This window comes from Pseudomonas sp. 43NM1, from assembly GCF_002836905.1.
Classification (GTDB): Bacteria; Pseudomonadota; Gammaproteobacteria; order Pseudomonadales; family Pseudomonadaceae; genus Aquipseudomonas; species Aquipseudomonas prosekii.
The window spans coordinates 1-9,315 of the sequence record NZ_MKGS01000046.1; the positions used below are offsets into that span (position 1 = coordinate 1).

The following is a 9,315-nucleotide window of genomic DNA, read 5'->3' on the forward strand; positions in this document are numbered from 1 at the left end:
GGGTCGCCGGTTACACGCGTAACACGCCGAACCCGCCGGGCGGCGAGATCGTTCGCGATTCCAACGGCGAGCCAACCGGCATGCTGGTGGCGCGGCCGAACGCGATGATTTTGTACTCGACGCTGGCCAAAGGGCCGACGTTGCCGCTGGAATATCAGGTCAACTCGACCCGCCAATTCATGCGCGAACTCAATCGCCTCGGTCTGACCAGCGCCATCGATGCCGGCGGCGGTTTCCAGAATTATCCGGACGATTACCAAGTCATCGAACAGTTGGCAAAAGATGACCAATTGACCGTGCGCATTGCTTACAACCTGTTCACCCAGAAGCCCAAGGAAGAACTCACCGACTTCAAGAACTGGACGTCGAGCGTGACCCTGCACCAGGGCGACGACTACCTGCGGCACAACGGCGCCGGGGAAATGCTGGTGTTCTCCGCAGCCGATTTCGAGGATTTCCTCGAACCCCGCCCGGACCTGCCGCAAACCATGGAAGAGGAGCTGGAACCGGTGGTTCGCCACTTGGTTGAACAGCGCTGGCCGTTCCGTTTGCACGCCACGTACAACGAATCCATCAGCCGCATGCTCGACGTGTTCGAGAAGGTCAATCGCGACATTCCGTTCAACGGTTTGCCGTGGTTCTTCGACCACGCCGAAACCATCACGCCGCAGAACATCGAGCGGGTGCGGGCGCTGGGCGGCGGCATTGCGATTCAGGACCGGATGGCGTTCCAGGGCGAATATTTCGTCGAGCGTTACGGCGCCAAAGCCGCGGAAGCGACGCCGCCGATCAAGCGCATGTTGGCCGAAGGGGTACCGGTCGGCGCCGGCACCGACGCCACGCGGGTGTCCAGCTACAATCCTTGGACCTCGCTGTACTGGATGGTCAGCGGCCGCACCGTCGGCGGTCTCGAGCTGCACGCCGAAGGTTTGCCACGGTTGACCGCGCTGGAATTGTTCACGCACGGCAGCGCCTGGTTCTCGTCCGAGCAGGGCAAAAAAGGCCAGATCAAGGTCGGGCAACTGGCGGACGTTGCGGCACTCAGCGCCGATTTTTTCAGTGTCGATGAAGAAGCGATCAAGTGGATCGAGTCGGTGTTGACCGTGGTCGGCGGCAAAGTGGTGTACGCCGCCGGCGACTTCGAAAAACTCGGCCCGGCCAGTGTGCCGGTGCTGCCGGACTGGTCGCCGGTGGTGAAAGTCCCCGGCCACTGGCGCCCGACATCGCCGATGCAGGCACAGGTTCACCATTGCAGCGGGCCGTGTGGCGTGCACTCCCACAGCCACGAAAAGGCGCGTCTGTCGAATGCGCCGGTCAGCGATTTCGCCGGTTTCTGGGGCGCTTTCGGCTGCTCGTGCTTTGCTTTCTGATGATCAAACAAAGCGCCGGCCGGGTGCCGGCGCCTTAAGCACCATCCACTAACGAGGGGTTTCACATGAGCAACGTTCCTTACAAACGTCTGAACAAAGATGACGCGGTTGTCTTGCTGGTCGACCACCAGACTGGCCTGATTTCGCTGGTCCAGGATTTCTCGCCGAACGAGTTCAAGAACAACGTGCTGGCCCTCGCGGACCTGGCCAAGTTCTTCAAACTGCCGACCATCCTCACCACCAGTTTCGAAAGCGGCCCGAACGGCCCGATGGTGCCGGAGCTCAAGGAACTGTTCCCGGACGCGCCGTACATCCCGCGTCCAGGCCAGATCAATGCCTGGGACAACGAAGACTTCGTCAAAGCGGTAAAAGCTACTGGCCGCAAGCAACTGATCATCGCCGGTGTGGTGACGGACGTCTGCGTGACGTTCCCGACCCTGTCGGCGCTGGCGGAAGGTTTTGAAGTGTTCGTAGTAACCGACGCTTCGGGCACTTTCAACGAAACCGTGCAGCAAGCAGCCTGGGCGCGCATGACTGCCGCCGGCGCACAACTGGTGAACTGGTTCTCGGTGGCTTGCGAGCTGCAAGTTGACTGGCGCAACGACATGGAAGGCCTGGCCAACCTGCTGTCGCCGCGCATCCCGAACTATCGCAACCTGATGAACAGCTACTCGGCGCTGACGGCAAAATAAGCCACACCGTAAAAAATGCCCGCCATTGCGCGGGCATTTTCTTGCTTACGGTTTAAGCCAAGCGCGGTCTGTGTGGCGAGGGGGCTTGCCCCCGTTGGAGCGCGAAGCGGTCCCCGCAATGGAGAGTGCTGCGCACTCTAACGGGGGCAAGCCCCCTCGCCACAAAAGCCACTCCACCCACAAAAGCCACGCCACCCATAAAAGCGTGGTGGATCAGCGGTTTTGCAGCCACCCCAGAAACCCTCCTTTCTTGACCGGCACCGGTGCCGTCATCAACGCCATCCGGCTGTTCTGCTGACGCACGGCTTGCAACTTGTTCAACGCGCGTCCGACTTCATTGCGTTGCGCCATGCAATCGCGGGTCAGGGATTTGTCGATGCGGTAAATGATGCACGACGTCAGCGCGGTAAAGCAGGCCTGGGACGGCGTGTCGGTGAGGATGCTCTGTTCGCCCATGACCTCGCTCGGGCCCATGCGCCCAGCCTCGGTTTGGCCGACGCCATCAGGTACGGTCGCGCTGACCACGCCGGTGGCGATGACGAACAGACTGTCCGGCACCTCATCAAGCTCCAGCACCACTTGGCCTGCGCTGTACTGCTGCGCGACCATCGATTGCGCCAGGCGGTCGCGTTCATCCTCGCTGAGCGAACGGAAGATTTTCACCTCATCAAGCAATGCCCGAGCGCGGGTCGAAGGCTCGATCACGCCGTCCAGTTGCCGGGAAATACCCGCCGCTTCCAGATGCCGATGCGCCAGATCGAACAGTTGATTGCGCACTTCGGATTTTTTCCCCAACTCGGCAATAAAGCCGCTGGCGACGTACTCGGACATGGTTTCGCCGGCCTCTTTCAGCACCGCTTTCGGTGCCGGATTGAGCAACAACGTGCTGCTGCCCTGCAGCGTGCGATCCAGCGCATCGAGCACTCGGCGCGGACGAATATGGTTGGGCACGTGAATGCTGATCGACACGCCGTGCATGTTGTTCGGTCGGCTCAGGTTGACGATCTTGGCTTTCGCCGCCACTGAGTTCGGCACCACCGCCATGGTCCCGGCGCTGGTGAGCAAATGAGTGGCGCGCCAGTCGATGTCGAGCACCTTGCCTTCGACGCCGTCGATTGCGACAAAGTCGTCCACCTGATACGGCTTGGTGGTGTTCAGCACGATCCCGGAAAACACGTCGCTCAAGGTGCTTTGCAGCGCCAGACCGACCACGATGGCGACCACCCCGGAAGTCGCCAGCAAACCTTTGACCGGCAGTTCCAGCACATACCCGGCGGCCGCGACGATGGCGATCAGAAACACCAGCGCGCCGATGACATCCTGCAGCAACCGGCCGCTGTGACCGATGCGGCGCATCAGCAGCAGACCGATGACTTCGGTGAGTACCCGCGCGGCATACAGCCACCAGACAATCCCCAATGCCGTGGCGCCAAGTTGCGCCACGCGGTCATCGGCGAACAGCGGTGACTGCAAGGGGCTGACGCCGGCGTTGATGATCACCGCGCTGAAAAGCACAAACAGCGCCAGGCGCAGGCCGATGCGCGTGACCCGATGCTTGAACGGCGCGAGCTGCCAGAGCAGGGCGTCGATCACCAGCAACAGGGCACTCCAGGACAGCGGATGGTCGTAGACGAGGGACATGGCGGGAACTCCGGAAGGCGGCTTGATGCGGTTTTGTGCCAAGTGATAACTGTGGCGAGGGGGCTTGCCTGTGGCGAGGGGGCTTGCCCCCGTTGGGCTGCGAAGCGGCCCCAAAAATATCCAGCGATGCTGAAATCCTGCCAGTGCTACGCACTGGAACGGGGGCAAGCCCCCTCGCCACAAGAATTGGCGGGCAAGCAACCTCGCCACATCGCTTAATGTGGCAAGGTCGCTGGCCTCAGTTCAGATGCGTTTTCAATTCCAACGCCGCTTGCCGCACCGCTGCCTTCACTTCCGGAATCTGGCTCAGCGGGTTCAACAGCCCGAAATCGTGAATCATCCCGTTGTAACGCACCGCCGTCACCGGCACACCCGCCGCATCCAAATGACGGGCATAGGCTTCGCCTTCATCACGCAGCACGTCGAACTCGGCGGTTTGCACCAGCGCCGCCGGCAAGCCTTTGAGCTGTTCGGCACTCGCTTGCAGCGGCGAGGCATGGATCTGCGCACGCTGGGCGGGGTCTTTGGTGTAGCTGTCCCAGAACCAATTCATCATGCCCTTGGTGAGGAAATGACCCTCGGCGAATTGCTGGTACGAAGCGCTATCGAACTGCGCATTGGTCACCGGCCACATCAGCAGCTGGAAGCGCAGTGCCGGGGTTTTCTGTTCCTTGGCCATCAACGCAACGACCGCTGCCATGTTGCCGCCGACGCTGTTGCCGGCCACCGCGAGGCGTTGGCCATCGACGCCGATTTCCTTGCCATGCTCGGCAACCCAGCGGGTAGCGGCGTAGGCCTGGTTGATCGCGGTCGGGTACTGCGCTTCCGGCGACGGCGTGTAATTGACGTACACCGCGACGGCGCCAGAGCCCACCACCAGGTCACGAATCAAGCGTTGGTGAGTCGGGTAGTCGCCCAGCACCCAACCGCCACCGTGGAAGAACATGAACACCGGCAGCTGACCTTTGACTTTGGCCGGACGGACGATGGTCAGGTTGACGTTTTGCTCGCCGACCTTGATCGCACGCTCGCTGACTTCAACGCCTGACAGATCGACTTTCACCGAGTTCTGCGCACCGCTCAGCACGGCACGGGCATCTTTCGGGCTCAGTTGCTCCAGCGGTTTGCCACCGCCCGCCGCGAGGGCTTCGAGGAATGCCTGGGTGTTGTGCTCGACACCCGGGCTGCCAGCGGCGAAGGCGTTGCCGATGGAGAGGGCGAGAAAGGAGGCGGCGAGGGTCTTTTTGACGAGGTTCATGGGTAAATCCTTTTTAGTCGTTTGAGATTGTCTACCTGAGGGTCAGGTTGCTGCTGGCGCTGGCTTCCAGGCCTCAGCAACACCGTGGACACAGATTAAGCGGGTGCCAGAAAGGGAAAAAGCAGCTATAAAGTGTTTGACTGTCAACCAAGGCGTGACAATGAACCCGTTTGAAGATATGCGTATTTTTTGCCAAGTCATGGACTCCGGCAGTTTCACTGCGGCGGCGGACCAACTGGGCTTGTCCAAGCAATTCGTCAGCCGCCGGTTGATGCAACTTGAAGAACGCCTCGGCGTGCGCTTGCTCAATCGCTCGACCCGGCGCCTCGACGTCACTCCGCTGGGCCAGAGCTACTACGAATCGGCGTTGCGCCTGCTCGGTGAAGTCGAGCAGGTGGAGCAGGGCATCGCCGGGCAAACCACCGAGCCACGCGGCACGATTCGCCTCAGCGCGCCGCTGTCGTTTGCACTGGCGCATTTAGGGTGTTTGCTGCCGGTGTTTCTGCAGCGTTATCGCGATGTCACCGTCGAAGTCGACCTCAGCGACCGCCCGGTGGATTTGCTCGGCGAAGGCTACGATTTGGCGTTGCGCATCGGCGTGCTGGAAGACTCGACCCTGATCGCCCGGCGCATCGCCTCGATCAAACGCGTGTACTGCGCCAGCCCCGACTACCTCGCCGAACGCGGCACGCCGAGCAAACCCGAAGACCTGCTCAACCACGACTGCCTGCCCTACGGCCACGGTCGTCAGGTGCAATGGCGTTTCGATGGGCCGGGCAAACCGCTGACCGTCAACGTCACCGGACGCATGCGGGTCAACAATGGCGATGTGTTGAGGGATGCGGCGGTGGCCGGAATGGGCGTCACGTACCTGCCAACGTTCATCGTCGGCGCGGCGCTGAAGGAGGGGCGGCTGGTGCCAGTGCTGGAAGACTTCAGCCCCGAACCGCTGACGTTATCCGCGGTATACCCGCAGCACCGCCAGGGCTCGCGGCCGGTGCAGGCGTTTATCGAGTTTTTGCGTGAGCGGCTGGATCAGACTCAGGGCGTGCTGTAGAGCCAGGCACATTCCCCTGTGGGAGCGAGGTTTGTGCCGGACACAAAACCTGTGGGAGCTGAGCTTGCTCGCGAAGCGGTGGGTCAGTTGATGCAGATGTGACTGACACACCGCCATCGCGAGCAAGCTCGCTCCCACAGGGATTTGCTGTGAATACGAAGTTTGTCCCGGACACAAAACCTGTAGGAGCCGAGCTTGCTCGCGAAGGCGCCAGATCAATCAACACATTCGCCGGATGACACACCGCTTTCGCGAGCAAGCTCAGCTCCTACGGGGCTTGGGTGAATCAGGGGGTTGTGGTGGTCAATGGATGCTGGAGGCCAGTTCGAATATCGGGATGTACATCAGGATGACGATGACGCCGATCAGCAGGCCAATGAAGGTCATCAGCAGCGGCTCGAACAAGCGCACGAACCACTCGATCCAGCGGCTGATTTCTTCGTCATAGAAATCGGCGCTGCGTTCCATCATTTGTCCGAGGTTGCCGGACTGTTCGCCGGCGCGCAGCAGGCGCAGGGACACCGGCGTCACCAGGTGATTGAGTTCCAGCGCCGCCGACAACGACTGCCCCTCGCGCACCCGCTCGCAGGCCTGATCAAGCCGAGTGCGCGAGGCGACGGTGAGCAAACCGCGAACCATGCCCATCGCCGTCACCAGCGGAATCCCGCCCTGCAGCAGAATGCCCAGCGAGCGGTAAAACCGCGCCAGTTCATACATGAAGATGCGTTGATGCACCGCCGGGAGCTTTTCGATCAGCCGGTCGACGCCTCGGCGGAACGACGGTTGGCGCTGGAGGAAGGCGAGGGCAACGACGATAGCCGCCAAGCCGCCAAAGAATTGCGCCTGATGCGCGTGCAGAAACATGCCGCTGCTCATGAGAATCTGCGACAGCCACGGCAGGTTCGACCCCAAACCTTCGAACACCAGGCTGAAGCGCGGCACCACGTAACCCATCAAAAACAGCACCACGCCGCTGCCGACGATCAGCAGCAACATCGGGTAAATCGAGGCGCTGACGATCTTCTGCCGAACCTCATCCATGCGTTGCCGATAGCTGACGTAACGGCCCAGCGCATCGCCGATCGCGCCGGTCTTTTCGCTCGATTGCACCAGCGCCACGTAGAGCGGCGGGAACACCGCCGACAACTGGCCGAGCGCCTGGGAAAACGATTTGCCTTCGTACAGCAAACGCACCAGCTCGCTGAGGGTTTTGCGCGCCTGGGGCGCGGTTTCTTTTTCCGCGAGGCTTTCCAGCGCGTCAATCAACGGCAACCCGGCATTCAGCAGGGTGGTCAGTTCCTGGCTGAACAGCACCAGGTTAAAGGTCTCGCGCTTACGCAAACGCAGCGCTCGCCAATGGCGTTCGGCGTGCAGGCTGAGCACGCGCAAACCCTGATCCTCGGCGATGCGTCGGGCTTCGCTGTGGCCCGGGGCTTCGACCGACATCGAGACCACACCGGCCTTGCCGACGGCTTTGAGATGAAAACGCATGGGCGTCGCTCCGGTCATTGCCAGTTAGTGACTTCAGCGTTTTCGCCTTCACCGCCGGGCTGGCCGTCCTTGCCCATCGACAGTAAATCGTACTCGCCGTTTTCGCCGGGGTAGCGGTAGGCGTAATTGCGTCCCCACGGGTCTTGCGGCAGTTTTTTCTGCAAGTACGGGCCGGTCCAGCGGGTTTCATCGCTCGGCGCAATTACCAGCGCCTGCAAGCCTTGCTCGGTGGACGGGTAATGGCCGACCTCCAGTCGATACAGATCGAGCGCCTTGCTCAGGCCTTCGATTTGCGCCTTGGCGACCTTCACTTCCGAGCGCCCGAGTTGGGCGAAATACTTCGGCGCGACGATGCCGGCCAACAGCCCGAGCACCACCAGCACTACCAATAATTCGAGCAGGGTAAACCCGCGTTGCGAGTGCGGGGCGGAGCACGGACGCTGATTCATGATGACCTCATCCAGTGGGCAGCAGGGTCGCTGCCAAGGCTTATGCAATTGCCATGCTCAGGCTTGGTGATTGCGCGCCAGCGCCCCTAATCCGCGGCTTGGCGGCGACGGCACAGTGCTTGCGTATGGCTGATTGACTACCGGCCATTGGGGCATAAGCCCCGTTTTTCGGGGCCGGCCAGGGGAGGCATGAAATATGAAAGCACTCACTGCAGGATTGCTCGGCGCGCTGCTGCTGACCGGCGTCGCCGAGGCCGATGTGTTTGTTTCGGTGGACGCCAAGGGCAGCTACGTCTTGTCCAATGTCCACCGCCCCGGACGCCACTATGAACGGGTGATTCAGGAGCCTGACGCGCCCCGGCTGAGCATGGATCAGCAACCACAAATGATCGCCCGCCAGCCCTACGCCGAACTGGTGTCGGCGGCGGCCACGGCCAATCAATTGCCGGCGGCGCTGTTGCACGCGGTGATTCAGGCCGAGTCCAGTTACAACGCCGACGCGACCTCGGCCAAAGGTGCCGGCGGCCTGATGCAATTGATGCCCGACACCGCGCGCGAGCTGGGCGTCACCGACGTCTACGACCCCAAGGCCAACATCCAGGGCGGCGCGCGTTATCTCAAGCGTTTGCTGACCCTGTTCGACAACGACATCAGCCTCGCCGTGGCCGCTTACAACGCCGGGCCGCAAGCGGTGCTCAGCCGTGGCGGGGTGATCCCGCCGTTCGCCGAAACCCAGCGTTATGTGCCCAGCGTCCTGCGCCAATACCGGCGCTTGCAGGGCCTGGCAATGGACGCACCGCTGTAACCGCCGCATTACCCCAACAATGGGGAAAACCACCCCCACCGCTGCGCCGTCGGACGCAGCCTCGCTATAGCTCGGCAGCTGCTACAGGCCGTGCGACAAGTCCAGCGACAGCGCCAAACCCGTGTAGCAGCTGCCAAGCCCCGGCGAGGCTGCGTTCGGCGGCGTAGCCGTCGTGAGAACGACCAACGCGGTGAACCTGGAAGATTGCGTGCACAGCGTTTGCGACGGCTGCGCCGTCGGACGCAGCCTCGCTAAAGCTCGGCAGCTGCTACAGGCGTGCGCCAAGTCCAGCGACAGCGCCAAACCCGTGTAGCAGCTGCCAAGCCCCGGCGAGGCTGCGTTCGGCGGCGCAGCCGTCGTGAGATCGGCCAACGCGGTGAACCTGGAAGATTACGTGCGCAGCGTTTGCGACCGCTGCGCCGTCGGACGCAGCCTCGCTAAAGCTCGGCAGCTGCTACAGGCCGTGCGACAAGTCCAGCGACAGCGCCAAACCCGTGTAGCAGCTGCCAAGCCCCGGCGAGGCTGCGTTCGGCGGCGCAGCCGTCGTGAGAT

At 62.1% G+C, this 9,315-nt stretch carries 8 protein-coding genes; 4 read left to right on the forward strand and 4 right to left on the reverse strand.

Features of this window, described 5'->3' with window-relative positions:
• Together BI292_RS06300 and ycaC are read left to right on the forward strand one after the other, a co-directional pair.
• The coding region (locus BI292_RS06300) for an amidohydrolase family protein (RefSeq protein WP_101207336.1) at nt 1-1,370 on the forward strand (1,370 nt) is incomplete at its 5' end.
• 65 nt (nt 1,371-1,435) lie between these two features.
• Nucleotides 1,436-2,062 (forward strand): isochorismate family cysteine hydrolase YcaC, encoded by a 627-nt coding sequence (ycaC, locus tag BI292_RS06305; protein WP_092280163.1) that lies wholly within the window; start codon nt 1,436-1,438, stop codon nt 2,060-2,062.
• A gap of 213 nt (nt 2,063-2,275) precedes the next feature.
• Here ycaC and BI292_RS06310 read toward each other — a convergent pair whose 3' ends face one another.
• The gene (locus BI292_RS06310) at nt 2,276-3,703 is read right to left on the reverse strand and encodes a mechanosensitive ion channel family protein (RefSeq protein WP_101207337.1); all 1,428 of its coding nucleotides are present in this window, start codon (nt 3,701-3,703) and stop codon (nt 2,276-2,278) included.
• A 238-nt stretch (nt 3,704-3,941) separates the two neighbouring features.
• Nucleotides 3,942-4,961, reverse strand: coding sequence for an alpha/beta hydrolase (locus BI292_RS06315; RefSeq protein ID WP_101207338.1), 1,020 nt, complete (start codon nt 4,959-4,961; stop codon nt 3,942-3,944).
• A gap of 160 nt (nt 4,962-5,121) precedes the next feature.
• On the opposite strand from BI292_RS06315, the gene BI292_RS06320 reads away from it, so the two are divergent.
• Complete coding sequence (locus BI292_RS06320; protein ID WP_101207339.1) at nt 5,122-6,018, forward strand: LysR family transcriptional regulator; 897 nt, start codon at nt 5,122-5,124, stop codon at nt 6,016-6,018.
• Nucleotides 6,019-6,321: 303 nt separating this feature from the next.
• On the opposite strand, the gene BI292_RS06325 is transcribed toward BI292_RS06320, so the two are convergent.
• A complete protein-coding gene (locus tag BI292_RS06325) occupies nt 6,322-7,509 on the reverse strand; it encodes a type II secretion system F family protein (protein WP_101207340.1) in 1,188 nt (395 codons plus the stop codon).
• Between the two features lie 14 nt (nt 7,510-7,523).
• Nucleotides 7,524-7,958: a type II secretion system major pseudopilin GspG gene (gene gspG, locus BI292_RS06330; RefSeq protein WP_092280173.1), complete on the reverse strand. Its 435-nt coding sequence runs from the start codon at nt 7,956-7,958 to the stop codon at nt 7,524-7,526.
• A 196-nt stretch (nt 7,959-8,154) separates the two neighbouring features.
• On the opposite strand from gspG, the gene BI292_RS06335 reads away from it, so the two are divergent.
• On the forward strand, nt 8,155-8,763 hold the full coding sequence (locus BI292_RS06335) for a lytic transglycosylase domain-containing protein (protein WP_092280175.1): 609 nt from the start codon (nt 8,155-8,157) through the stop codon (nt 8,761-8,763).
• Nucleotides 8,764-9,315 lie beyond the last annotated feature (552 nt).

What these genes read in the sequence shown, in the direction of transcription:
- ycaC (WP_092280163.1), top strand. Translation starts at nt 1,436, where the DNA reads ATGAGCAACGTTCCTTACAAACGTCTGAACAAAGATGACGCGGTTGTC.
- BI292_RS06310 (WP_101207337.1), bottom strand. Translation starts at nt 3,703, where the DNA reads ATGTCCCTCGTCTACGACCATCCGCTGTCCTGGAGTGCCCTGTTGCTG.
- BI292_RS06315 (WP_101207338.1), bottom strand. Translation starts at nt 4,961, where the DNA reads ATGAACCTCGTCAAAAAGACCCTCGCCGCCTCCTTTCTCGCCCTCTCC.
- BI292_RS06320 (WP_101207339.1), top strand. Translation starts at nt 5,122, where the DNA reads ATGAACCCGTTTGAAGATATGCGTATTTTTTGCCAAGTCATGGACTCC.
- BI292_RS06325 (WP_101207340.1), bottom strand. Translation starts at nt 7,509, where the DNA reads ATGCGTTTTCATCTCAAAGCCGTCGGCAAGGCCGGTGTGGTCTCGATG.
- gspG (WP_092280173.1), bottom strand. Translation starts at nt 7,958, where the DNA reads ATGAATCAGCGTCCGTGCTCCGCCCCGCACTCGCAACGCGGGTTTACC.
- BI292_RS06335 (WP_092280175.1), top strand. Translation starts at nt 8,155, where the DNA reads ATGAAAGCACTCACTGCAGGATTGCTCGGCGCGCTGCTGCTGACCGGC.